Raw genomic sequence first — 24,134 nt, forward strand, 5'->3', positions numbered from 1 at the left:
AATCGAATGCGCGGGCTGAATCGCGAGTCCCGCTGCCCGAGCGCCGATCAGATGCGCCAACCGGGGGACGAGGCCCTACTTCCGCGGCAAGCCCCGCGCCGTCGTGAACGCGCCAACCGTGACGACCTTGTCGCAGACGCGAAACCTCGCCACGGGCCCGGCGTGCAGGTCGACGAGCGGAGTGGTCAGCGCCACGGTCTCGTCCGGCGGGACGACCCGAATGGCATTCATCTCGGTGCAGGTTCCACCCGGTTCACCGCGAAAAACGAACTCCGCCGCGGTCGATTCGCCGGGATCCAGCGTCTGCACCGCGCGGGGCGCCGACGCACTCGGCGGTACCGGCTCGGTTCTGGCGCCGAAGAGTGTGTCATTGTTCACAAAATCGACGCCAGGATGGCCGAACACCGTGCAGGTGCGCCCCGACGCGTTGGTCAGCACCAGGTAGGCGCGGACGGCCCCGCCGCCGTCCCGCGGACCCGCCACCGAGCGCAGCGAGAGCTCGGCGCTCCGGCACCGCAGCGGGTCGTCCGGCACCCCAGATGTGGACTGCGCGCCCGCCGCCTTCGCGGTCGTCGTCGACGCCCAGATCGCGTCGTCGGTGCCGTATTCGCGCGGACTCGCGCACCCCGCGCAACCGATCAGCACCCCCGCGATCCCAGCGCCGATCACGCATGCCCGCATGCCCATCAGAACCCCCTCCGAACACCGGTGCGCACCGGCCGTCTCGAGTCGCCCGCAGCGTATCCGACGCGCGGTGCGTACACCGAAACCTCACCTTCCCGCAAGCTTGTCGTCACAACTTGGCGGGAAAGCCGTTGGTAGGGGTTCGCTATCCTGGCTGGAACCCGAAGCCGATGGCGGGCCATCCGCCGGGAGGGACGTTCGGTCCGGTGCGCATAAGCAGAGTCGCGGAGCACCCGCGACCGGATCACGTGTTGTTTCACTTCAGTGACACCCATCTCATCGCCGGTGACGGCGAGCTGTACGGGGATGTGGATGCCGAGCAGCGTTTACGCAGGCTGCTCGGTCAGGCCGCGGCCAGCCGCATCCGCCCGACGGCACTGGTGTTCACCGGCGATCTCGCCGACCGCGGCGAGCCCGGCGCGTACGCGAAGCTGCGCGCGCTGGTCGAGCCCTTCGCACGCCACATCGGCGCGCCGGTGGTCTGGGTGATGGGCAACCACGACGATCGCGGTGTGCTGCGGCACACGCTGCTCGACGAGGCCCCGTCGACCAAGCCGTTCGACCGCGTGCACATGATCGACGGCTTGCGCATCATCGCGCTGGACACCTCGGTGCCAGGCCACCACCACGGCGAGATCTCCGACGAGCAGCTGGACTGGCTGCGCGACGTGCTCGCCGAGCCCGCGCCGTTCGGCACCATCCTGGCCATGCATCACCCGCCGGTGCCGTGCGTGGTCGACCTGGCCGTCACGGTGGAGCTGCGCGACCAGCGCAGGCTCGCCGACGTGCTGGACGGCACCGATGTGCGCGCCATCCTCGCGGGCCACGTGCACTTCTCCACCTACGCGACGTTCGCGGGCATCCCGGTCTCGGTCGCCTCGTCCACCTGCTACACGCAGGATCTGGCCGCCGCGACCGGCGGACTGCGCGGCCGCGACGGCGCCCAGGCCTTCAACTTCGTGCACGTCTACCCGGACACGGTCGTGCATTCGGTGGTCCCGATCGACGTGGGCGCGACCGTCGGCGAGCCCGCCACTCCCGAGGAGGCGGCGGCGAAACTCGCCGAGGCGGGCATCGTCATTCCGCCCGCCGGCCGCATCCCGCACGTCATGCGGCGCCAGGAGCCGACTCCGGAAGTGGACGACGAGGCGGTGCACTGAGCCGTTCCCACGGCGCCGGATCCGGGAACCAGTCCGCGAGGAATTCCGAAACCCGTTCGACCCGTTCGGATTCCGGCACCTCGGGGAAGCTGCCGTCGTTGAGGCAGAAGAAGTCGACGTCCCGCACGGCGGCCAAGTGATCGAGCAGCGCGAGCCCGTCGTGGCGCGTGGTGTCGACGTAGCGCACGCGCGCCGCCTCCTGCGGCACCGCGCGGCCGGTCAACAGCGCGTAGTAGTGGTACAGCGAGTTGGTGACGGAAATGTCGGTGGCCGAACGGAATCGGCTCGCCATGGTGCGGGCGAAGTCGGCGCCGAACTCCGCCTCCATCTCCAGCAGCACGCTGCGCCGCAACGGCGCGGGGGTGTGCTCGAGGTGTCGGGTGATGACGTGCCCGAAGCGGTCGGCGAGCAGCGCGCGGTTCACCCGCGCCGCGTTCTCGAATCCGCTGCGGCGCTCGTTGTTCCGGCCCGGCCCGATGCGGGTGTCCGCCTCGATGAACCGGCTGATGCCGCCGGGCGTGAAGAACATCTCGGGACGCACCGGCCTGGCGAAGAACATGTCGTCGTTGGAGTACAGGAAGTGCTCGCTGAGCCCCTCGATGTGCTGCAACTGGCATTCCACCGCGTGCGAGTTGAAGGTCGGCAGCGCCGCCGGATCGCTGAAATGGTCGATCGCGGGGACGACGGTGACCTTCGGGTGCTCGCTGAGCCAGTCGGGGACCGCCGAATCGGTGGCGACGAAGATGCGGCGGATCCACGGCGCGTTCTTGTGCACCGAGCGCATGGCGTACTTCAGCTCGTCGATCTGGCGGATCCTGGCGTCCGCGTCGTCGCCCTCACCGACGACGACCTGCGCCATCAGGCCCGCGCGGCGGGCGCGGAATTCCGGGTCCGAGCCGTCCACCCAGGAGAAGACGATGTCGATGTCGAAGGCGACGTCGGTGGCCTGCGGCGCGAACATGTCGGCCAGGGTCGGCCACGTCCGGTCGAACAGCCGGACCTGGGTGAATTCCACGTCGGCCAGGTCGAAGACGTTACGGGTCAACGCGTTCGGCCGCGGGCATTCGACGGTGTCGCCGTGGTACTCCCACAGCTCGAGCTCGACGTGGTGCGCCGGATCGGCGTCGCGGCCGAGCCGGTAGATCTGGTGACCGGCCTCCGCGACGGCGAAGCCAGCGGCGCGCGCGGCGTCCGTCACGCGGCGCACCATTCCGCGGTGCGCGGCGTCGGCGGCCAGGATCAGCCGGTGCCCGCTGTCCCTGATCAGCAGAAACGGCACCTCCGCCGCGGCGAGCTGGCCGCGTAGGTACCCGAGATCCGCGATCGCCGCCGCCGAGACCGCCAGATTGGCCGCCGCGATCGCGACGGTGTCGTATCCGACCCGAGCCGTGCCCGGATCCCAACCCCCTGGTGGATTCACTGCCCTGTCCATGTTCGCCTCCCTTTGGGCCGTTTCCGACGATGCGCCCGTACCTTCACCCGCACCGCACCGGGAGCCGAGCGGTCCCGGCGACGCCGACGCGTCGCAGGACGTGCCCGGTGCGGTGCGGAGTCAGAAATGCGGAGCGCTGCCGTAGTGCAGGAACGCGGTGATTCGCGGACGTCCTGACGATCGGTACACCATCGTTCTCACCTCACTCACGGCCGGACGCGGGAAAGCGTCGTATGGATGGAGGAGTGTTGACCGGACTCGCGGGGCGATGAGACCGAGCGCGGCCGGGAGCAACACGCAGGGCCGGACAGTCATCGGCCGGCTGATAGGAGAACCCCCGCTGAACAGGAGGTTGCTACTGAATGATGCATCCGTGGCGGCGGTCCGTCAATCGAAAACCAGCACGGATACCGGACCGGGCATCGGCGCCGACCGTTCCGCTGCATATTAGGGTAGCCTCGCCAAAGTAGAAAGGGGCTTCCGGCGCGAGCCGGAACGGCGACGGGAAGGAGCGGGCGCGGTGCGCGTAGTCATTCTGTTCGGGTCGGAGATGGGCACTTCCGAAACCGCGGCCGAGTGCGTCGCGGACGAGCTGGCGACCGCGCACGATATCTCGGTCTACGACATGACCGACTTCGATGTCGACGATCTCGACGCCGCCAACTTCTACATCGTCGTCTGCTCGACCTACGGCGACGGCGATCTGCCGACCGGCGCGGAACCGTTCTTCGACTCCCTCGACGCGCGCACGCCCGATCTGACCGGTCTGCGCTTCGCGGTGTTCGGTCTCGGCGATTCCGGCTACGGCGACACGTTCAACCGCGGCGGCGAGATCGCTGCCGAGAAGCTGATCGCTCGCGGCGCCGTCCAGGTCGGCGAGCACGCGCGCCACGACGCGTCCACCGAGGTGCGCGTGCGCGACATGGCGCGCGAGTGGGCGCGGTCGCTGCCCGTTCCCGAATTCGCCTCGGCCTGAGACGAACCTGCGACTCGCCGAGCCGACCGGGGCGATCGCGCGCTGTACGCCAAGGCGAATCGCGCAGGCGCCAGTGGGCGAACGGACAAAAAGCCCTGCGCCAGCGGACAATAGGCCCAGCGCCAGCGCGCAAGTGTCCCAGCACCTTAGACTGCTAGCAGCGCGACACAGCCCGTCGCGCGCGACGATCCATGAGGTGACGAAGATGGCAGCCGGAGCGAGCCCTGCGCAACGACAAGACCACTCGACCGATCATCCCGAACTGGACGTGCTGCCGGAATGGCCGCAGGAAACGATCGCCGTGTTGGTCACCACCGACCCGGCGCCGCATGCGATTCCGGTGTCCTGGCCGGTGCGCGCCGGTGATCGGCGCATTCTGATCAGCCTGAAGTTCGACCGGGGTTCGCTGGCGCGGTTGCGGGAACGGCCCGAGGTCGCGTTGCTGATCCTCGGCGGCGGCAATGTCGCGCTGTGCGCGCGTGGCACGGCCAAGGTGATCGCCGAACAGATGCCCGACGCCGAGGATTACGTCGCGGTGCAGATCGATGTCGCGGTGATCGACGATCACCGCCAGTCCGCGTTCGCGGTGGACAAGGGCATCCAGCGCACCGTGCTCGACGCGAGCGAATTGCACGCGTTGCAGGGCCGCTTCGCCACGCTGCGCGGCTGGTCCGACGACCAGAACTGAACCGGTACAACGAGAAAGGCGGCGCCCGCGCGCCGTACGGGAAGGGATCATGAGCGTCACACTCGCCAAGGGCGGAAACGTTTCGCTGTCCAAGCAGGCGCCGAACCTGACCAAGGTCGCGGTGGGACTCGGCTGGGACGTGCGCACCACGACCGGTGCGGATTACGACCTCGACGCGAGCGCACTGGCCACCGGCCCGAACCTGAAGGTGCTCTCCGATCAGCACTTCGTGTTCTACAACAACCTGCGTTCGCCCGAGGGAACCATCGAGCACACCGGCGACAACCTCACCGGTGAGGGCGAGGGTGACGACGAGGTGATCAACGTCGATCTCGCGGCGACGCCGCCGACGATCACCAACATCTTCTTCCCGGTGTCCATCCACGACGCCGACGCGCGCGGGCAGTCGTTCGGTCAGATCCGCAACGCCTTCATCCGCGTCGTCGACGCCACCACCGGCGCCGAACTGGCCCGCTACGACCTCACCGAGGACGCGTCGACCGAGACCGCCATGGTGTTCGGCGAGCTGTACCGGCACAGCGGCGAGTGGAAGTTCCGCGCCATCGGCCAGGGCTACGCGTCCGGTCTCGCGGGCATCGCCCGCGATTACGGCGTCAATATCTGAGCGGTCGGCCCCGGCGGGTTCAGCTGGGGCTCGACAGCCTCTCCGGCAGGCGCCGCGGGTACGCGTGCGCCATGCCGTCGAGCAGAGCGAAGTAGCGCCGCACCATGAGGACGGCGGTGGTGGCCAACCCCGCGGTCAGCCCCCACCAGACGCCCGCGGCGCCGAGGTGCAACGGGAAGGCCAGCAGCAGGGCGGTGGGTAGGCCGACCATCCAGTAGCCGACCAGCGAAAGCCGGAAGCCCGCGTTGGTCTCCTTCAACCCGCGCAGCAAGCCGGTGCCGATGTTCTGCGCGGCGTCGAAGAACTGCAACACGATGCCGATCAGCAGCAGCGTGCGGGCGATCTCGATCGTCGCGGTGTCGCCGGGCTCCAGGAACGGCCGCAGCACCGCGCTCGGCGCGAGCACGTACACCGCGCCGGTGATCGCGGCGACGATGCCCGCGTAGCGCAGCGCCAGCCAGGCCAGCGCCTTGGCGTGCTGGTATTCGTCGCGCGCCACCGCGTGACTGACCAGGATGGACGCGCCGTGCGAGAGCCCGATCGCCACCTGGAACACGATGTAGATGATCTGGTAGACGACGTTGTGCGCGGCGAGCGCGGCCGGTCCGATGCTGCCCATCACGAGCGCGAGCACCGAGAACATGCCCGCCTCCGACCCGTAGGTGAGCGCGATCGGGGTGCCGAGCTTCAGCTCCGAGACGACCGTCGAACGGTGCACCGGCCACGGCCGGATCGACAGGGTCGGTCCGAGTCGCGGATCGTGGTGCACCATCGCCCAGAACACACCGAAGGTGATCAGGAAGACCAGCGAGGTCGCCACGCCGATGCCGGTCAGGCCGAGCGCGGGCAGCCCCGCCCAGCCGTGCATGAAGGCGAGGGCCAACGCCAGATTCAGCGCGACCGAACCCAATGTCACCAGCAGCAGGGCCTGCGGACGCTGCATGCCGACCGTGTACTGCCGAAGCACCTGGAACCACAGGCAGGGCAACAGTCCGGGAGCCAGCGCGACCATGAGCGGGCGCGCGTCGGCGAGCACCCCGGCGTCCTGGCCCAGCCACTGCAGCGACCAGCCGAGGCCGATGAGGACGAGGCCACCGAGCAGACCGGCCATCGTCGCGATGAGGAAACTCGACCGGACCACCTCGCGCACCTCGCGGTCGGCGGAATCGCCGCGCTTGTCCGCCGCGCTCACCGCCGACGCGATCTGGTTGCCGGTGCCGGTGATCAATCCGACGCACATCGTCCGGATCTGGTTGAACAGCACGATCGCCAGGCCGCCCGCGGCCACCTGGCGCACCCCGAGGGTGCCCATCAGCGCGATATTGGTCGTGGAGACCGCGATCTGAGCCAGCTGGGTCAGTGCGATCGGCGTCGCCAGCGCGGCGAGCCGACGACCGTCTGCGCGGAACTCTCCCAGGTTCACCGCGCCTCCACCAACTGCTTTCGGCGGGCGGGGGAGTAGCGATCGAGCAGACCAAGCACCTCGCGCTCGGAGTCGGCGTCGAGCAGATCGCGGTCGTTCATCCAGTCGTCGTCGAAGACGGTGTCCAGGTACTTCTCGCCGCCGTCGCAGACGATGGTGACCACCGTCGAGCTTGCGGGGAACTCCTCGAGCCTGGTCAGCCCCGCGTACACCGAGCCGCCCGCCGAACCGCCGAGCATCAGGCCCAGCTTCTTGGCGACGGCGCGGGCGGTGGCGAAGGCCGCCACATCGGACACCTTCACGCCCTCGTCGAGCAGCGAATAGTCGACCGCGGTGCCGATGGTGGCGCCGGGCGGCGTGCCCGTGCCGGATTGCCAATACGGCCCGCCAGGCCCGCCGAAGGCGATGGAACCCACCGGTTCCACCCCGATCACATGCGGCGGGCAGCCGAGCTGCCGCAGCCGGGTCGCGGTGCCGAACAGCGAACCGCCGGTGCCGACCGCCGAGAGCAGGATGTCGACGCGCTCCACGTCCTCGAGCAACTCCTCGGCGACGGCGTAGTAGCCGACCGCGTTGGCGTCGTTGTTGTGCTGTTCGGTGAAGTAGGCGTCGTCCTGCGCGGCGGCCATCGCCTCGGCGAGGTCCTCCCGCGCCGAAGTGGCCAGGTTGTCGTCGCCCTCGTCGGCGACGTACACCAACTCCGCACCCATCGCTCGCATCGCGCGCAACTTGTCCTTACATGCGTGGTGATCGACCACGGCGGTGAAGCGGTACCCGCGTTCGGCAGCAACCACCGCCAAGCCGAGCCCGGTGTTACCGGACGTGGATTCGATGATATGCCCGCCACTCGGCAGCAAACCGCGCCGTTCGGCGTCGAGCACCATCTCGCGCGCCATCCTGATCTTGGCCGCGCCCGTCGGATTGAACTGTTCGAGCTTGAGCAGCAGCCGGGTTCCGGTCGCGGTGGTGGCCAGCTCGAAGAGCGGGGTGCGACCGATCAGGTCCGTCACGCGCGTGACGACAGGCATGAAAGTCTCCTATCCAGTGGCGACCCGGTCTTCGGAGTCGCCTGCCCGTGCTGCGGGGTTGCGGTGCGCGCGGGCGATGGTGAGTTGTGGTTCTCTGGTTGATTACCCGGCGTCGAGCGTCCAGCGCAGCCGATCTTCCCGAACGTCGGAGAGCACGACCTTCGGCGGGATCGGCAGTTCGTGGAAGGCCGACTCGTTCGAATCCATCTGATAACCGGCGGTATTCGGATAGACGAGCAGATCACCCTCCTCGGCGCGCCTCGGCAGCGGGATGCGCCGCCAGCTGAGCATGTCGGATTCCAGGCAGCTCGCCGCGCCGACACTGGTCGGCGTCGGTTCGCCGGGGCGTTGCGGCCACAGCACCGGATCGGGCAGGTACTCGCTGTCGAACCACTGCTCGGACAGGCTGAGGCTGGTGCCGTCGACGGTGAGCAGCTGGTACGGCTGCCCGTCGGCGTGCCGGATCTTGCTGCCCTGCACACGGAAAACGGTGCTGCCCGCGCGATCCAGCAGCGCCCTGCCGGGCTCCACGGCCAGGCGGATGTCGTTGTCGCGCAGTCGGTCGGCCAGGTCGCCGTGGGCGAGGATCGCCGAGAGCATGGCAGGCCCCGGCGCGGGGAAGTGGTACGGGTAGTACGAGCCGAAGGATTTCCCGGCGTGGAACCACGAGCGGTCGACGCCGTCGGTGAACTCGCGCCACGCGCCCTCCGGCACGTAGTCGACGCCGAATCCGCCGCCGATCGAGATCGTGTCCGCGGCGTGTCCGAGTTCGCGCGCCGCCGCGCAGCGGTCGATCAGATCGGCGGCCTGCTCGGCGCGGGCGATCGCGTCGTAGCCGGACAGGTGGAAGCTGAAGCCCTCCAACTGAACCGGCTCCAGTCCGCGCGGCCCGGACGCGGCGATCACCGACTGCGCCCGGTCCAGTTCGTCCTCGGTCATCCCGAATCGGCTGGCCGAGCCCGCGGGCAGCACCCGGAGCAGCACCCTGGCCGGAGTCGCGGCGGAGGCGATCGCCGCGAGGCGGTCGAGCTCGCCGAGGCCGTCCACCGCGATCAGCGCACCGTGGCGGACGGCGAGCCACAGCAGGTCGTCGGACTTGGCCGGGCCGGTGACCATCAGTTCGCCGCCGCGCACACCCGCCGCCAGTGCGGCCGTCAGCTCGCCGACGCTGGAGACGTCGACGCCAGCGCCGTTCTCCGCGCAGGCCCGCGCCACACAGGCCGCCTTGTTCGCCTTCTTGCCGTAGTAGACGAGCCCGTCGACGCCCGCCCGCGCGAACGCGTCGCGGAAGCCTCGGATGTTCTCCCCGACTCGCGCGGGGTACATGAGGTGGAACGGTCCACCGACCGCGAACGCGATGTCGTCGAGCAGGTGCGGGTCGGCCAGCACCCGACGCTCCCACTCGTCGACGTGCGCGGGCATGGGCGGAGCCGCGATGCCGGGTGCGCGGCCGGCCGGGTCGTCGGCGATCTCCTCTACGAGGAGCTCGAGGAAGGCGTCGTCGGAATCGGTGTCGTCCCAGTCAGTTTCGGGGTGGTCGCCGAAATCGTTGGGAGTGTGCGCGAGAGCGTCGTCGGTGGTCGACTCCGGTTCGTCGTACTCCGTTTCGGCTTCCGCAGTGAATGGCACGTCCGCTCGCGGCGACGCGTCTTCGTCGAGAGCGCTCGCCTCGGTGTCCGCTGGCATGTCCGCTCGCGGCGACGCGGCTTCGTGGAGAGCGCTCGCCTCGGTGCCCGCTGGGTTTGGCGCGTCCGTGTGAAGCAGCGTGGTGCTGGTCTTCCACGGCGACGGCTGGGCACCGAGGGGCGCTGTGTCTGGGTCCAGTGCTGCCGCCTCGGCCTCGGACGGCGGCATGACATCGCCGACCCCGTGCGCACCGGTGCCGAGCGGACTCGCCTTGGCGTTCTTGGAGATCGGGGCGTCCGGGTGACCCGGCGTTGTAGTGGCCTCGAGCGGTGCCGAGTCGACACCGAGCGGCGCTGTGTCGGTGCCGAGCGCCGCTGCCTCCGCATCGAGCGGCGGCGAGCCGGCATCACGTGGCGACGAGATTTCGGCGGGTGGCGCGCCGGCGGGACGGAGGGCCGCCGCCGCGGCCTCGAATGGCGGTGCGGTCGGCTCGACCGTCCGCGTGTCGGTGTCGAGCGGCGATGCCCCGGCCGCGGGTGGTGCGGGTTCGACCTCGCGCGGCGATGCGTCGGCCTCGGGTGACGTCATCTGTTCGAGCGTCTCCGTGCCGGTGTGCGGCGCGGTCGTGTCGCTGGGTGCGGTGGGCACGGGGAGTTCGCGCGAGCGGCTCGCGCGCGCACCGCCTTTCGCCTTGCGGGGCGCGGCGACGTCGAACAGCACCATGGTGTCGTGGTCGACCAGCTCCGGCTCGACGGCGGCCTCTAATCCCACAGGGGCACCTCCGTGCCCCGGCCTTCGGCGATGGCGCGTTCGGCGAGCGCGTGCGCGACGGCGACGTCGGTGAGGACGAGGCCGCTGTTGTAGACGAAGATCTTCTCCTCGTCCGAGCGACGCGCAACGGCCCTGCGGTGGAGGATCTGCGGCAGTTCGGCGTCGACCGCGCGCAGCGTGCCGTCCGGGCCGACCATGTCGGTGCCGGTGAGCTGCATCTGTTCGGCGCTGGTCGCCACCACCCGGTCCGCCTCGACCAGCGCCGAGGGCGCGAGTCCGTAACCGACCAGCACGGCGGTCGAGCCGGGCGCGAGATCCTCGGCCTCCAACGCGACTTCGGTTCCCGGACCCGCTGTCGCCAACACCACGTCGGCGTGCGCCGCGGCGGCGCGCGGATCGGGCACGGTCTCCAGCAGCGCCTGCGGGTTGTACTCGGCGAGCTGGCTGTGCACAGCGGCAAGACCGTCCGGATGCGTTCCGTACACCATCAGCTTGCGCAGCTGCGGATTCGCGGCGAGCAGATGCGGCAGCGCGTTGCGTCCCTGGGTTCCGGTGCCGATCAGCAGCACGCTCTCCGCCCCGCGGCGCATGGTCTCGCGTACCAGCAGCGCGGAGACGGCCGGTGTGCGCAGCGCGCCGACCCGTGCGCAATCCATCATGGCGATGGGCGCGCCGGTGGAGTCGTCGTAGAGAGTGATGGTCGTGTAATAGCGCTTGGTGCTGCGGTCGTGCCCGGGATCGAACTTGTACGAGGTCTTCATGGCGACCACGCGCCGCCTGCCGTCGCGGCCGAGCATGGCATAGGCCACCGACCAGCCGTCCGGATTGGCGACGCTCAATTTGCGCGGGTTGTCCGAATCTCCCGCCGCGAAAGCCAGATACGCGTCTTCGACCGCACGCACCACGTCGCCCGGCGTGATGGGGACGTCGGCGAGGTCGCTACGGCTCAGCACGCGCAGCGGCGTGCTCCGATCACGAGTGTTCAACGGTTCCTCGTTCATCTGGTGTTGTGTCCCGCTCTGCATCCGCTCGGCCAGTTCCCATTCGGAACGGGGCGACAGTTCGTTGCCCGTAACCATTCTCATCGGCCTCGGCGGCTCGGCGCCGACGTTCGGGCAGGCGGATGTTGACCCGCTTGAGCCAGCGGTCGGTGCCGTCGTAACGCGCGGTGAACGGTACCCGACCGTGCACGGCCACGTCATTGTCCACCAGCAACAACTCGCCGGGCGCCAACGCCGCGGTGTGGCACACCCGTTCGAGTTCCGCGGTGAGCCGGGCGTATGCGCTGCGGAACTCGGGGTCGGCGTCGTCGAGCGGGGTGTAGGCCGGGTCGTAACGCAAGGTCGGATGCGTTGTGTCCGAGCTCGATTCGGCCGCGTCCCACACCGTCGGGATGGGCGGCGGGGTGAACCGTTCGTGGCCGTCGCCGTAGGAGACGTCGGGCAGGATCGGCAGCGTCGGGGTGCTGAGCAGCCGGTACTCGTCCTCGGTCAGCTCGACCTGCCGCACCGAGGACACCGTGGTGCCCACCATGTCGGGATTGCGGAGGCAGGCGAGCACCAGCAGGTTCGCGCGGTCGGGGTGGAAGGCGTCTTCGGTGTGCGGGCTGAGCAGCGTCTTGCTGCTGGCGCCCGACTGCTCGTCCTCGTGGCCCGGCGTTGGCACGATGTTGTTGACCAAGCGGCCGTCCTGCTGTCCGGACCAGCCGAACGGCTCACCCGCGCAGCGCGCGAGCAGCAGCATGGCGATGTCGAGCTGAAAGGAGTTGCCGCGCTGCGGATCACCGCTCCACCGGGCGGCTTCGCGCCAGCTCGGCGGTGTCGGACCGAATTCGTCGTCGGTCAGCGGCAGCCCGCGCACGATGGTCGCGCCCGAGGGGCTCGCGGGCGGGCGCATGGCGATCCGGACCGATTCGGGCAGCTCGCGGGCGCCCGCTTCGATCAGCGCGATCAGCGCCGGATCCGTCAGTCTTCGCGTCAGGCGTGCCGCGCCGCCGGAGCCGAGATCGACTGTGCTACAAATCTCACGCGCGAGCTCACGCACCGCGCGCCCGGCGTCCGGGGGCAGCTCGCGTCGTTCGATGCCTTGCGGGTGAAGCGTCATACGTTCGGAGAGAACGCTTTTCACCGGGGATTCCCTTCTTCGCATCGGGTCGAAAAGCGGGTGGGGACGATTCGATCTGCGAAGCTAGTGCCTCTCGCGCGCTTAAGCAAGGCTAACCTAAGCGAGTCGGAAAAATAGCGAAAACGCATCGAAAAGCCTAGATCTCGCCCGGGGCGTGTGCCGGACATTCGTCGGCAACTGTCGTCCCGCCGTCGCGTCCGTGTGCTGATTGGCGGATACGCACTGGTAGGCGGCGTATTTAGGCTAGCCTGTCCTAGCCTTGTAGTGTCGGGTCTCAGGCCCGCAGTGAACGATGAGGGAAGGCGACACCGATGGGTTTCAACCGACGGCAACTTCTGCGCTCCAGTGCCGGAGTCGGCGCGCTACTTTTCGTCGCGGCGTGTACCGACAGTGCCGATCCGAGCGGCCCCGCGCGGCGCGGCGGCACCCTGCGCGTCGGTGCGCTCGGCACCGCGGCGCGCATCGAACGCGACCCGCACGCGAACCTCAGCAACGACAGCGATTTCCTGATCACGTCGCTGGTCTACGACGCGCTGACCGTATCGGGTGACAAGCCGAATACCGTTGCACGCCTTGCGAGTTCGTGGGAGCCGGACGCGGCGCAGCGGCGCTGGGCGTTCACGATCGCCGAGGGCGCCACCTTCCACGACGGCGCGCCGGTTACCGCCGACGACGTGGTGTGGTCGCTGCGCCGACTGCGCTCGGTGGGCGGCGCGTCGAAGATGCCCGTGGCGGCCGAGGACATCACCGCCGACGGCCCGAACCGGGTTGTGCTCACCGTGCCGGAGCCGAATACCCAACTGCCCCTGCTGGTTCGGTTGATGACCTTCACTGTGAGAAAAGACACTACGGACTTCACCAAGGCCAACGGCACCGGCCCGTTCCGGCTCGAGTCCTTCCAGGGCGGCAACGCGCGGCTGGTGCGCAACGAGAACTGGCATGGCGCGGGCGCGGAACCGCGACTGCCGTTGCTCGACGCCATCGAGGTGACGATGTTCGAAAGCGTGACGGCACTGGGCAATGCGGTGCTCGGCGGGCAGATCGATCTGGCGTCCAATGTCGGCGCGATCGCGGGCCGCACCGCCGAAGGTCGCGGCGATCTCCGTGTGGTGCGGCGCGCGAACGACACCATGCTCGGTGTGGCCATGCGCGCCGCCGACGGTCCGTTCGCCGATCCGCGGGTGCGCGCCGCGGTGCGCCTCGGTGTCGACCGAAAGGCGTTGGTGGATCAGGTGCATTCGGGCTATGGCACGATCGCCAACGACGTCCTCGGCACCGCCGACCCGACCTACGACACCAGCATTCCGCAGCGGACGCGCGATATCGAGCGAGCGAAAACCCTGCTGCGCGAGGCCAGTTTCGACACCGGTCGCAGCTACCCGCTGGTGACGAAGCCGGAGGCGCCCGGCGAAGTGGAGTCTGCGAAGGTGATCGCCACCCAGCTGGCCGACATCGGCCTCCGGTTGGACGTGGTCGAGCAGGAGTCCAACGCCTTCTACGACCGCACCTGGTTGCAGGCCCCGCTCTACACCGTCTCGTGGGGCACCAACGATTCGACGATGTTTTACGCGAGCAAACTCATGTCGAGTGGCTCCAACCGCAACGAAACCGCCTTCAAGGACGCGGAATTCGACACAGCCACCGCGGCGGCGCTGGCTGCCTCCGATCCCGCCGAGCTCGAAAAGGCGAGTCGCCGTGTGCAAGCCATCCAGCACGAGCGCGGCGGCTATCTGGTGTGGGGCATGGCCGACGGTATCGATATCGCCACCAGCGCCGTGCGCGACCTGCCGACGCTCGGCGGCTTCGGACGGGTGCAGCTCGAACGGGTCTGGTTGGCGTGACGACCTTCGCCCGACTTCTGCTCCGGCGCGTCGCCCTGCTGCTGGCACTGCTCGCCGCGGTGTTCGTGGCCGTGGATCTGTTGCCGGGCAATACAGCCCGCGCGGTCCTCGGCAGGGAGGCGACGCCGGAGCAGGTCGCGGCGAAGGAGCGCGAGCTCGGACTCGACCGGCCGCTCGTCGTGCGGTTCCTTGACTGGATCTCCGGCGTCGCGACCGGCGATTTCGGCCGCACCGCGCGCGGCAGGTCGATCAACGAGTTGCTCGCGGACAAGTTTCCGCCGACTCTGCTGCTCGGCGGCATCGCGCTCACCGTGACAGTGGTCGCGTCGCTGCTCCTCGGCGCCTGGTGGGCGACGCGTTCGCGCGGCGTCGCGGCGCGGCTGTTGCAGCCGGGCAGCACGGTGGCCGCGGCCGTTCCGGAGTTCGTACTGGCGACCTTGCTGATCATGGTGTTCTCATTGGCCACGGGATGGCTACCCGCGGTTACCATCACCGGCCGCTCCGGCTTCCCGGTGAGCGCGGACATGCTGGTGCTGCCGGTACTCGCGCTCGCCATCCCGCAGATCGGCTGGAACACCAGGGTGGTGCGCGCCGCGCTGGCCGACGCCGCCCGCGCACCGCACGTGGAAAGCGCGGTGCTGGACGGACTTTCGACGCCGCACGTGCTGACCCGTTACCTGGTGCCGTTCGCCGCGCCGACCATCGTCGCCAGCTTCGCCACGACCGTCGGCATGCTGCTCGGCGGCGCGCTGGTGGTCGAGACCATCTTCAACTATCCGGGGCTCGGCGCGGTGCTCGCCGGGTCGGTGGCCGACCGGGACACGTCGGTGGTCGCGGCGGTGGTCGCGCTGTCGGGCGTGGTCATCATGCTGATGCTCGCCGTCGCGGACGGTATTCGGGCGTGGTCGCTGCGGGGGCGGCGATGAGAAAGGGGACGCGATGACCCGGCTTCGACTGCTGACGGTGCTGCCCGCGCTGCTGATGATCCTCCTCGCCGTGCTCGGCCCGAGTCTCGCGCCGCGATCCGCCGAGCGAGCGGTGGGGATACCGTTCGCCGACCCGAGCGCCGACGCCTGGCTCGGCACCGATCGGCTCGGTCGCGACGTGCTGAGCCATCTGCTGTACGGCGGCTGGGGTCTGCTGCTGCTCGCCGCCGTGATCGCGGTACTCGTGACCGCGGTGTCGAGTGTGCTCGGCGCGATCGCCGCGCTGCGGCCGCGGGTCGGTGGGCTGATCGAGACAGCAACGGATTTCGCCATGCTCGTCCCCGCGGTACTCGGTATCCTGCTCGTGCTCACGAGCTGGCCGGACGCCGGTGTCTACGGGCTGATCGTGGTCGCGCTGCTGTTCGGGGCGCCGTACTGCGCAAGGGTTTTCACTGCCGCTGCGGCAGGCGTCGCGGCCAGCGGCTACGTCGAAGCCGCACGTGCGAGCGGAGAAACTCTCGCCCACTTGGTTTTCCGTGAAGTACTGCCGAACCTTCGTGAAGTGCTCGCCGCCCAGCTGGGCTTGCGCTTCGTCGCCGCCGTCTACCTGGTCAGCACCGCTTCCTTTCTGCACCTGCCGACGACCCTCGGCGCGAGCAACTGGGCGGTGATGGTCCGTGACAATGCCTCCGGCATGCTGCTCAACCCGTGGTCGGTGCTGGCGCCGAGCCTGGCGATCGCCATCGTGGCGGTCAGCGTCAACCTCGCGGTCACCGAATTCGGCCGTGGTACACGGATCTCGGCGATCGTGGACACGGCGTCTCTGCGTCAGGGTGACAGCCCAGGACCGGCAGAGAGCGCGGTGTTCGCCGAGGGCGCCGACGTCGGCATCCGTTCGTCGTCGGCGAAGTTGTCGGTGGACTCCGGACGGCACAACGGTTCCGGTGCGAACGCGCTCCCCGAGACGGCGACCACGGCGGCGCGCCGCGAGCACCTCGGTTCTACAGCGGCGTCCGTGGCCTCGACGCCGGTGGACGAGTCAGCCGTCGTCGCAGCCGATGGACTCGGCTCCGGCTCTGCGCACTCGGCGCCCGCTCGGTCCGGGCCAGAGTCATCCGGCGGCCACCCACGGCCCGCTGATGGGTCGACAGCGACTCCGCACTCCGACGGTGCCGGTGCGGCGGCAGGCTCCAGGTGCGAGGTGCCCACGCGCGAACGATCTGTCGTTCCGGACGACGTCGGCGTGAACTCGAAGACTGCACGAGCCCACCAGGATCCGAGTGGTGGCCGTGCGTTCCCCGCTGCCTGGGCAGAGACACCGGAGACATCCGATGGGGTCGATGCCACTGGAGCAGCCGAGGGTGGCAACTCGATCGCTAGCGAGCCGGACTCGATCGTGATCGTCGACGGACTCTTCGTGCGAGGGCAGGCGGGGCAGGAGTTGGTCGGGCCCGTTTCCTTCCGGATGCGGCCGGGCACGGTGACCGCGCTCACCGGGCCGTCGGGATCGGGCAAGACGACCGTGATGCGGGCGCTGCTCGGCCACTTGCCGTCCGGAGCGGTGCTGGCGGCGGGCACGGTCACGGTGGCCGAACAATCGGTGTTCGCACTGGATCCGGCGCAGCTGCGGCGTTTTCGGCGTACGCGCGTCACCTACGTCGGACAGGACCCCGGCTCCGCGTTGAATCCGCTCATGCGCGTGCGGACCCTGCTCGCCGAAGTCGCACAGGATCGCTCCGAGTCGGCCCTCCTGGAAGCCTTGGCGGCGGTCGGTCTCTCCGCCGAGCACCTGCGCCGCCGCCCCGGCGAACTCTCGGGCGGTCAGCAACGCCGAGTCGCATTGGCCCGAGCCCTGGTCCGCCGCACCGACATCGTGGTGCTCGATGAACCGTTGGCCGGACTGCACGGCGCCCTGCGCGCCGAAATAGCCAGCCTGCTGGTCGATCTCGCGCAACGCGGCACCACGATCCTGCTCTCCGGCCACGACACCGCCGCCATCCACGCCATCGCCGACCAGGTGATCGAGGTAGGCACCCACCCGACGCCGCACCCCGCAACCGCGCCAGATCTCCCCGCGAACCGCCCTCTTCCGGCGTGGCCCAGCACCGGGCCGAATTGGCACGCGGCCGCCGCTCCGCCGCCTCCCATCGCCGCGCCGAATGGGCACGCGGCCGCCGCTCCGCCGTCGCCCTCCGCTGGACCGGATGCGCATGCGGCCAGCCTTCCGTCCTCGCCTGCCGCCGCACCGAATGCGCTACCGGCCAACACACTTCCGCCGGTGGACACGCACCGATCCGATGCCGATGCCGATGCCGCCGACAGCGACACCGTCGACACCGGTTCGTCGCCGCAGGCAGACGCCGATCGCTCCACCGCTGCGCCGACCGCAGTCGGGTCAACGTCCGTCGGGAAGGCGCAGCACGATGTGCGCGCGGTGCCGGAAACCGACGCCGATCACTCCACCGCTGCGCCGACCGCAGTCGGGCCAACGCCCGTCGGGAAGGCGCGCAACGATGTCCGCGCGGCGTCGCAGACCGAGGCGGGTCCGCCGCGGGAGGACCTCGCCGATCCGTCGCACCGCACCGCCTCTGCGATGCATGACGGGGATGCAGCCGCCCACGCCCACGCCGCCGCCCACACCCACGCGGACGCCGCCGCCGCCGACGCCCACGCCCACGCAGACGCCGCCGCCCACACCGACGCAGACGCCGCCGCCCACGCCCACACCCACGCGGACGCCGCAGGCAACGAGACCGTCGCCGCCGGTCCGTCGGCACACCCGGACACCGGCTCTGCTTCCGCCTCTGCCGCAACCGGACCGCACCCGCCGCGCACTACCGACGGCAACGGAATTGGATCGGATGCCCGCCCGCACAAGGCACCCACCGAGCGGTCGGACACGGCGGCGAAACACTCGGCCGAACCCGCGCTCGGTAACCCACAACCCCCGATCGCCCTGCGCGCCAACGGCATCAGCGCCACCATCGGAGAACACCGAGTCCTCGCTGACATAGACCTCGCGCTCACCGCCGGCTCCGCGCTCGCGGTCGTGGGCGCTTCCGGCGCGGGCAAGACCACCCTCGCCAGGGTGATCGCCGGTCTCCGCGCGGCGGAGGGTGGCTCGCTGCTGCTGGCGGACAACCCGATCGAGATCGGTGGCAAGCGGCGCATCGGGCGCGGCGGCGACGGTATTCAACTCGTTCCGCAGAACCCGATGTCGGCGCTGAACCCGCGCCGCACCGTCGCCCAAACCCTCGGCAGACCGCTGCGCCGAATCGCGCGTGTGCGGAAAAGCGCTGCGCCGCAACGGATCACCGAACTCCTCGACGCCGTGGAGCTGCCCGCGGAGTTGGCGGCGCGCTACCCGCACGAACTGTCCGGCGGCCAACGCCAGCGGGTGGCGCTCGCCCGCGCCCTCGCCGCCGAGCCCTCGGTGCTGATCTGCGACGAGATCACCTCGGCCCTCGATCACGCGACCGCGGCCTCGATCATGGCCCTGCTGGACCGGATTCGCGCCGACCGAGGCACCGCCCTGCTCGTGATCACCCACGACATGAATCTGGTCGCCGGGCACTGCGCCGAACTGGTCGTGCTCGATCGGGGCCGCATCGTCGAATCCGGCCGCACCGCCGAGGTACTCGCGAATCCCGTCGAACAGGCCACCCACGATCTGCTGGTCTGAGCGGGCGGTGACCCGCGCCACGCCGCGAACCCCGAACTACCAGGGGTGATCTTCGCGACCGAGGAAATCGACCGGGAGCACTCCGGCGGATCTGGATGATGGAAGAGTGCTCCCGAAGAAGACCGGCGCCGTGGCCGCCGCGCTGCTGGCCGTAGTGCTCGCCGGCTGCGGCATCGGCCCCGATCTGCCGCCCATTCCCGAAGGCATCCCGCCCGGTCCCGGCACCCCGCTGCCGCTGATCGACGTGGACGGACCCGGCCGCACCGCACTGCAATTGCGCGGCTGGGCGGGAGACCAGGCCGACACGCTCGGCATCCCGCAGGTCGCGCTGGAGGCCTACGGCTACGCCGCCGCGGTGATGGCCAGGTCGCGGCCCGACTGCGGCATCACGTGGACCACCATCGCGGGCATCGCCAGCGTCGAGAGCAAGCACGGCACCCACCGCGGGTCCGACGTCGACGAGTACGGCACCGTCGTCCCGCCGATCATCGGCATCCCGCTGGACGGCGCGCCGGGCGTCGCGCTGATCCGCGACACGGACGGCGGAAGGCTGGACGGCGACGAGACCTACGATCGCGCGGTCGGTCCGCTGCAATTCATCCCGGAGACATGGAAGCGCTGGGGCGTGGACGCCAACGGCGACGGTGTGATCGACCCGCAGAACATCGATGACGCCGCGCTCACCGCCGCCCGCTACCTGTGCGCCAGCGGCGGCGATCTCACCTCCGAACGCGGTTGGCAGCAGGCGCTGATGACCTACAACCAGTCCACCCGCTACCTGCTCACCGTTCGCGACCGCGCCGCCGCCTACAGCGTGGGCCGCCGGGTCTGAGCGCTGGGCCGCGCGGTGCGCCGGAGTGCCGGTTACCTCGTACGCGGCGGGGGCGCTAGGCTCGGCACCGCACGGCCCATCCGTGAGACCTACCGTGCCAGCAGCCGAAGGAGTGTCGTTTTCGTGGCCATCATCGAACAGGTCGGAGCTCGCGAGATCCTGGATTCGCGCGGTAACCCCACTGTCGAGGTCGAGATCGCCCTCGACGACGGCACGCTGACCCGCGCCGCTGTCCCGTCCGGCGCCTCCACCGGTGAGCACGAGGCCGTCGAGCTGCGCGACGGCGGCGACCGCTACCTGGGCAAGGGCGTGCAGAAGGCCGTCGAGGGCGTCCTCGACGAGATCGCGCCCGCCGTCATCGGCCTGGACGCGGTCGAGCAGCGCACCGTCGACCAGGCGCTGCTTGACCTGGACGGCACCCCGGACAAGTCCCGCCTCGGCGCGAACGCCCTGCTCGGCGTCTCGCTCGCCGTGGCACGCGCCGCCGCCGAGTCCTCGGGCCTGGAGCTGTTCCGCTACCTGGGCGGTCCGAACGCGCACGTGCTTCCGGTCCCGATGATGAACATCCTCAACGGTGGCGCGCACGCCGACACCGGCGTCGACGTCCAGGAGTTCATGGTCGCCCCGATCGGCGCGCCGACCTTCAAGGAGTCGCTGCGCTGGGGCGCCGAGGTCTACCACGCGCTGAAGTCGGTGCTGAAGGCCAAGGGCCTGGCCACCGGCCTCGGTGACGAGGGCGGCTTCGCTCCCGACGTGGCGGGCACCCGCGAGGCGCTCGACCTGATCAGCACCGCGATCGCCAAGACCGGCCTGAAGCTTGGCAGCGACGTCGCGCTGGCGCTGGACGTCGCGGCCACCGAGTTCTACACCGCCGGTAGCGGTTACAAGTTCGAGGGCGCCGTCCGCAACGCCGCCGAGATGGCCCAGTTCTACGCCGACCTGCTCACCGCCTACCCGCTGGTCTCCATCGAAGACCCGCTGTCGGAGGACGACTGGGACGGCTGGGTCGCGCTGACCGACCAGATCGGCGACAAGATCCAGCTGGTCGGCGACGACCTGTTCGTCACCAACCCGGAGCGTCTGGAAGAGGGCATCACCAAGGGCGCGGCCAACGCGCTGCTGGTGAAGGTCAACCAGATCGGCACCCTGACCGAGACGCTGGACGCCGTCGAGCTGGCGCACCGCAACGGCTACAAGACGATGATGTCGCACCGGTCCGGCGAGACCGAGGACACCACCATCGCCGACCTCGCCGTCGCGGTCGGCAGCGGCCAGATCAAGACCGGCGCGCCCGCCCGTAGCGAGCGGGTCGCCAAGTACAACCAGCTGCTGCGCATCGAGGACGCACTGGGCGACTCCGCCCGTTACGCGGGTGACGTGGCGTTCCCGCGCTTCGCGTTCGAGGGCTGACAGCCGCGGTGCGAGCGACGGGCCCGGAGGCGGCGGCCTTCGTGACCACGCAGGGCCCCGGGAGCACCGCAGAGTGATACAGGGAGCGGTATGACCGAGCGACGTGCGCGTGGGACCAGTCCGGCCGGACGTGGGGACCGCCGCACGTCGCGTGCCGCTCGCTCACGCCCGAGGGCGGGCGCGGACACCGAGACCGCGGCCCGTCCCGCCGCGGTCAAACGCACGCGCAGGCGCACCGAGACCGCGGAGAAGAAGGCGCGACCGCGCAAGATTGCCCCGCGCGCCGGAGCGGACAAGCACGAGCGCACCATCCTCGGCTTGTCCACCGGCAAGGCGGTGATCCTCGCGGTCGTGGTGTGCGCGCTGGCGCTGACGCTGTCCGTGCCGATGCGCACGTACTTCAGCCAGCGCGCCGAGGCCGCGCAGCTGGCCCAGGAGCGCAATCAGCTGGAGACCGATCTGGCCCGGCTGCGGGATCGCCGTGCGCAGCAACAGGATCCGGCCTACATCCGCTCGGAGGCCAGGGACCGGTTGCGTCTGGTGATGCCGGGGGAGACGCCCTACATCGTGCAGGTGCCTGGTATCGAGGCACCGCCGCGTCCCGCTGCGCCGCCGCGCTCCAAGGCGCCGGACCCGTGGTACACGGACCTGTGGCGGACCCTCTCCGAACCGCAGCCCGCGCCCGCCGCCGAAACGACGACGCCCGCCCCGCCAGGACCGGAAGGACCCAGGTGACCGCACCGACAGACCGCGATCTGGAGATCATCGCCGAACAGCTCGGCCGTGCGCCGCGCGGCGTGCTCGCCGTCGCCTACCGCACACCGGACGGGCTGCCCGCGGTGGTCAAGACCGCGCCGCGGTTGCCGGACGGCACCCCCTTCCCGACGCTGTACTACCTGACCGATCCCCGGCTGACCGCCGAGGCGAGCAGGCAGGAATCGGCGGGCGTGATGCGCGAGATGACCGAGCGCCTCGGCCGCGATCCGGAACTGGCCGCGGCCTACCGCGCCGCCCACGAGAGCTACCTGGCCGAGCGGAACGCGATCGAATCGCTCGGCACCGACTTCACCGGCGGCGGCATGCCCGACCGGGTCAAGTGCCTGCATGTGCTCATCGCGCACAGCTTGGCAAAGGGGCCCGGCGTCAACCCGTTCGGCGACGAGGCGGTGGCGCTGGCCGCCGAGCACGGACTGCGCGGCACCGCCATCCCGGCCGACTGGCCGACGTACCAGCCCGAGGACGGAGCACACCATGAGTGACCGGGTCGCCGCCATCGACTGCGGAACGAACTCCATCCGACTGTTGATCGCCGACGTGCTCGAGAACGGCCGCCTCGCCGACGTGCACCGGGAGATGCGGATCGTCCGGCTCGGCCAGGGCGTCGACGCGACGGGTTCGCTGGCGCCCGAGGCGATCGAACGCACCAGGGTCGCGCTCGCGGAATACACCCGGATGATGCGGGAAGCCGGTGTCGCGCGGGTGCGGATGGTCGCCACCTCCGCGACCCGCGACGCGTCCAACCGCGAGGACTTCTTCGCCATGGCCCGCGCCGAACTCGGCACCGTGGTGCCCGGCGCGGAGGCCGAGGTGATCACCGGCGACGAAGAGGCGCGTCTGTCGTTCACCGGCGCGATCGGCGAATTGTCAAGCGCGGCAGGGCCGTTCGTCGTCGTCGATCTGGGCGGCGGCTCCACCGAGCTGGTCTTCGGTGACGCCGACGGCGTGCACGCCGCGTTCTCCGCCGACATCGGCTGTGTGCGGATCACCGAGCGCTGCCTGCCCGGCGACCCGCCCACCGCCGAACAGGTCTCCGCCGCACGCGAATTCGCCACCGAGCGGCTCGCGGAGGCCTTCGCCGAGGTGCCCGTCGAGAACGCGCACACCTGGGTCGGCGTCGCGGGCACCATGACCACGATCGCCGCCGTCGCTCTCGACCTGCCCGAATACGACTCGGAGCGGGTGCATTTGACCGCGCTCACGCTGGATCAGGTTCGCGAGGTCTGCGACCGGCTGATCGGGATGAACCACGACCAGCGCGCCGCGCTCGGCCCTATGCACCCCGGCCGGGTCGACGTGATCGGCGGCGGCGCCGTCATCACCGAGGTGCTCGCCTACGAACTGGCTCGGCGCGCGAACATCACCGAACTGATCGTCAGCGAGCACGACATCCTGGACGGCATCGCCCTGTCCATCGCCTGACCGATCCCGCGCGTAAGCGGTGCGGCGACAAGCGAATTCGTCGCGTCGCTACTCCATCGGCCGAACCGTGGCCCGCGCGCTCGCCGTGGGCGGTGACCGACCGCCGAGTTGTCGCGAATCGAACCGCTCGAGCTGTCGTGCAAGCCGACCGCGATCTAGGCGGGCGGTGATGCGATCAGCAGCAATGCCGCCGCACGCAGATCGGGGCGCGGTCCTTCGCCGTACAACTCGCTGAGGGCGATCTCGGCGGCCATGGCGACGAGCAGGTGCGCGACAGCCGCCGGGTCCGCCCAACCGACCGAGGCGAGATCGGGTTCGATCGCCGCGGCCGCCGACCGGTTGCGTGCGTGTACCTCGTCGAGCAGGTCGGTGTCGGTGCGCGATTGGGCGAGAAAGGCTTTCGTTCCTCTGGTCGCCAGGCAGGCGTCGAGGTAGGCGAGCACCCCGGTACGCAGCCGCTCCATGCCGGGCGGCAGGTCGGCGGTCGCGGCGGCCACGGTCGCGTTCAGCTCGTCGTGATAGCGGCGGTGCAGCGCGACGACGTAGCTGCGCCTATCCGAAAAGTGGTGGTAGAAGGTGCCTTTCGCCATTCCGGCGAGCTCGACCACCGCGTTGATCGATAGGCCGCGCAGCCCCTTGTCCTCGGCGACCTGTGCGCCAGCGGTCAGCAGGGCGGTGCGACCTGGCTCGGCCGGACGTGGCATGCG

Annotated in this window: 20 protein-coding genes; 12 read left to right on the top strand and 8 right to left on the bottom strand. The window is 70.0% G+C overall.

From position 1 onward, the window contains the following. Positions 1 to 75: 75 nt before the first annotated feature. Positions 76 to 687, bottom strand: coding sequence for a DUF4232 domain-containing protein (locus tag NAM01S_RS13380; RefSeq protein WP_084482909.1), 612 nt, complete (start codon positions 685 to 687; stop codon positions 76 to 78). Positions 688 to 854: 167 nt separating this feature from the next. On the opposite strand from NAM01S_RS13380, the gene NAM01S_RS13385 reads away from it, so the two are divergent. Next, positions 855 to 1,844 carry a phosphodiesterase gene (locus NAM01S_RS13385; protein WP_084482910.1) on the top strand — a complete coding sequence of 330 codons (990 nt, stop codon included), beginning with the start codon at positions 855 to 857 and terminating at the stop codon, positions 1,842 to 1,844. Here NAM01S_RS13385 and NAM01S_RS13390 read toward each other — a convergent pair. Continuing rightward, positions 1,792 to 3,276, bottom strand: a complete 1,485-nt coding sequence (locus tag NAM01S_RS13390; protein ID WP_084482911.1) for a stealth family protein — start codon at positions 3,274 to 3,276, stop codon at positions 1,792 to 1,794. The two genes, NAM01S_RS13385 and NAM01S_RS13390, sit on opposite strands and share 53 nt — an antisense overlap. A 520-nt stretch (positions 3,277 to 3,796) precedes the next feature. Between NAM01S_RS13390 and NAM01S_RS13395 the strand changes: the two genes are divergently transcribed. The 3 genes from NAM01S_RS13395 to NAM01S_RS13405 all read left to right on the top strand — a co-directional run bounded on the left by NAM01S_RS13395 (position 3,797) and on the right by NAM01S_RS13405 (position 5,565). Further along, entirely contained in the window at positions 3,797 to 4,252 is a 456-nt protein-coding gene (locus NAM01S_RS13395) for a flavodoxin domain-containing protein (protein ID WP_067784518.1), read from the top strand. 205 nt (positions 4,253 to 4,457) lie between these two features. Continuing rightward, positions 4,458 to 4,940 carry a pyridoxamine 5'-phosphate oxidase family protein gene (locus NAM01S_RS13400; RefSeq protein ID WP_067784836.1) on the top strand — a complete coding sequence of 161 codons (483 nt, stop codon included), beginning with the start codon at positions 4,458 to 4,460 and terminating at the stop codon, positions 4,938 to 4,940. Between the two features lie 49 nt (positions 4,941 to 4,989). Continuing rightward, complete coding sequence (locus tag NAM01S_RS13405; protein WP_067784521.1) at positions 4,990 to 5,565, top strand: TerD family protein; 576 nt, start codon at positions 4,990 to 4,992, stop codon at positions 5,563 to 5,565. 19 nt (positions 5,566 to 5,584) lie between these two features. Here the strand turns inward: NAM01S_RS13405 and NAM01S_RS13410 are convergent, their stop codons facing one another. The 5 genes from NAM01S_RS13410 to NAM01S_RS13430 form a co-directional block, all read right to left on the bottom strand. Beyond that, on the bottom strand, positions 5,585 to 6,988 hold the full coding sequence (locus NAM01S_RS13410; RefSeq protein ID WP_067784524.1) for an MATE family efflux transporter: 1,404 nt from the start codon (positions 6,986 to 6,988) through the stop codon (positions 5,585 to 5,587). Next, a complete protein-coding gene (locus NAM01S_RS13415) occupies positions 6,985 to 8,016 on the bottom strand; it encodes a PLP-dependent cysteine synthase family protein (RefSeq protein WP_067784527.1) in 1,032 nt (343 codons plus the stop codon). Before NAM01S_RS13415 ends, NAM01S_RS13410 begins: the two co-directional genes overlap by 4 nt. Positions 8,017 to 8,118: 102 nt before the next feature. Beyond that, positions 8,119 to 10,413: a Y4yA family PLP-dependent enzyme gene (locus tag NAM01S_RS37070; protein WP_307188676.1), complete on the bottom strand. Its 2,295-nt coding sequence runs from the start codon at positions 10,411 to 10,413 to the stop codon at positions 8,119 to 8,121. Then, a complete protein-coding gene (locus NAM01S_RS13425; RefSeq protein ID WP_174554800.1) occupies positions 10,404 to 11,414 on the bottom strand; it encodes an ornithine cyclodeaminase family protein in 1,011 nt (336 codons plus the stop codon). Before NAM01S_RS13425 ends, NAM01S_RS37070 begins: the two co-directional genes overlap by 10 nt. Continuing rightward, positions 11,386 to 12,516 carry a TauD/TfdA family dioxygenase gene (locus tag NAM01S_RS13430; RefSeq protein WP_157107727.1) on the bottom strand — a complete coding sequence of 377 codons (1,131 nt, stop codon included), beginning with the start codon at positions 12,514 to 12,516 and terminating at the stop codon, positions 11,386 to 11,388. The genes NAM01S_RS13425 and NAM01S_RS13430 overlap by 29 nt, the downstream gene beginning before the upstream one ends. Positions 12,517 to 12,848: 332 nt before the next feature. Here NAM01S_RS13430 and NAM01S_RS13435 point away from each other — a divergent pair, with 332 nt between their 5' ends. From NAM01S_RS13435 to NAM01S_RS13470, 8 genes are all read left to right on the top strand, one after another. After that, on the top strand, positions 12,849 to 14,378 hold the full coding sequence (locus NAM01S_RS13435; RefSeq protein ID WP_067784536.1) for an ABC transporter substrate-binding protein: 1,530 nt from the start codon (positions 12,849 to 12,851) through the stop codon (positions 14,376 to 14,378). Then, the gene (locus NAM01S_RS13440; protein WP_067784539.1) at positions 14,375 to 15,304 is read left to right on the top strand and encodes an ABC transporter permease; all 930 of its coding nucleotides are present in this window, start codon (positions 14,375 to 14,377) and stop codon (positions 15,302 to 15,304) included. The genes NAM01S_RS13435 and NAM01S_RS13440 overlap by 4 nt, the downstream gene beginning before the upstream one ends. A gap of 13 nt (positions 15,305 to 15,317) precedes the next feature. Next, complete coding sequence (locus NAM01S_RS36570; protein ID WP_253798415.1) at positions 15,318 to 18,986, top strand: ATP-binding cassette domain-containing protein; 3,669 nt, start codon at positions 15,318 to 15,320, stop codon at positions 18,984 to 18,986. A gap of 106 nt (positions 18,987 to 19,092) precedes the next feature. After that, positions 19,093 to 19,818, top strand: a complete 726-nt coding sequence (locus NAM01S_RS13450) for a lytic transglycosylase domain-containing protein (RefSeq protein ID WP_067784542.1) — start codon at positions 19,093 to 19,095, stop codon at positions 19,816 to 19,818. A 123-nt stretch (positions 19,819 to 19,941) separates the two neighbouring features. Beyond that, positions 19,942 to 21,228 (top strand): phosphopyruvate hydratase, encoded by a 1,287-nt coding sequence (gene eno, locus NAM01S_RS13455; RefSeq protein ID WP_067784545.1) that lies wholly within the window; start codon positions 19,942 to 19,944, stop codon positions 21,226 to 21,228. A gap of 90 nt (positions 21,229 to 21,318) precedes the next feature. After that, a complete protein-coding gene (locus NAM01S_RS13460; RefSeq protein ID WP_067784548.1) occupies positions 21,319 to 21,963 on the top strand; it encodes an FtsB family cell division protein in 645 nt (214 codons plus the stop codon). Beyond that, entirely contained in the window at positions 21,960 to 22,487 is a 528-nt protein-coding gene (locus NAM01S_RS13465; RefSeq protein ID WP_067784551.1) for a DUF501 domain-containing protein, read from the top strand. Before NAM01S_RS13460 ends, NAM01S_RS13465 begins: the two co-directional genes overlap by 4 nt. Further along, the gene (locus NAM01S_RS13470) at positions 22,480 to 23,427 is read left to right on the top strand and encodes a Ppx/GppA phosphatase family protein (protein ID WP_067784554.1); all 948 of its coding nucleotides are present in this window, start codon (positions 22,480 to 22,482) and stop codon (positions 23,425 to 23,427) included. Before NAM01S_RS13465 ends, NAM01S_RS13470 begins: the two co-directional genes overlap by 8 nt. Positions 23,428 to 23,582: 155 nt before the next feature. Here the strand turns inward: NAM01S_RS13470 and NAM01S_RS13475 are convergent, their stop codons facing one another. Continuing rightward, positions 23,583 to 24,131, bottom strand: coding sequence for a TetR/AcrR family transcriptional regulator (locus NAM01S_RS13475; protein WP_067784557.1), 549 nt, complete (start codon positions 24,129 to 24,131; stop codon positions 23,583 to 23,585). Positions 24,132 to 24,134 lie beyond the last annotated feature (3 nt).

It is taken from the genome of Nocardia amikacinitolerans NBRC 108937, from assembly GCF_001612615.1.
Lineage (GTDB): Bacteria > Actinomycetota > Actinomycetes > Mycobacteriales > Mycobacteriaceae > Nocardia > Nocardia amikacinitolerans.

Bases quoted from the DNA above. Each gene is read 5' to 3' on its own strand.
- NAM01S_RS13435 (WP_067784536.1), top strand. From the start codon at position 12,849: ATGGGTTTCAACCGACGGCAACTTCTGCGCTCCAGTGCCGGAGTCGGC.
- NAM01S_RS13385 (WP_084482910.1), top strand. From the start codon at position 855: ATGGCGGGCCATCCGCCGGGAGGGACGTTCGGTCCGGTGCGCATAAGC.
- NAM01S_RS13430 (WP_157107727.1), bottom strand. From the start codon at position 12,516: ATGACGCTTCACCCGCAAGGCATCGAACGACGCGAGCTGCCCCCGGAC.
- NAM01S_RS13425 (WP_174554800.1), bottom strand. From the start codon at position 11,414: ATGAACGAGGAACCGTTGAACACTCGTGATCGGAGCACGCCGCTGCGC.
- NAM01S_RS13460 (WP_067784548.1), top strand. From the start codon at position 21,319: ATGACCGAGCGACGTGCGCGTGGGACCAGTCCGGCCGGACGTGGGGAC.
- NAM01S_RS13380 (WP_084482909.1), bottom strand. From the start codon at position 687: ATGGGCATGCGGGCATGCGTGATCGGCGCTGGGATCGCGGGGGTGCTG.
- NAM01S_RS13415 (WP_067784527.1), bottom strand. From the start codon at position 8,016: ATGCCTGTCGTCACGCGCGTGACGGACCTGATCGGTCGCACCCCGCTC.
- NAM01S_RS13470 (WP_067784554.1), top strand. From the start codon at position 22,480: ATGAGTGACCGGGTCGCCGCCATCGACTGCGGAACGAACTCCATCCGA.
- NAM01S_RS13390 (WP_084482911.1), bottom strand. From the start codon at position 3,276: ATGGACAGGGCAGTGAATCCACCAGGGGGTTGGGATCCGGGCACGGCT.
- NAM01S_RS13475 (WP_067784557.1), bottom strand. From the start codon at position 24,131: ATGCCACGTCCGGCCGAGCCAGGTCGCACCGCCCTGCTGACCGCTGGC.
- NAM01S_RS36570 (WP_253798415.1), top strand. From the start codon at position 15,318: ATGACCCGGCTTCGACTGCTGACGGTGCTGCCCGCGCTGCTGATGATC.
- NAM01S_RS13400 (WP_067784836.1), top strand. From the start codon at position 4,458: ATGGCAGCCGGAGCGAGCCCTGCGCAACGACAAGACCACTCGACCGAT.
- NAM01S_RS13405 (WP_067784521.1), top strand. From the start codon at position 4,990: ATGAGCGTCACACTCGCCAAGGGCGGAAACGTTTCGCTGTCCAAGCAG.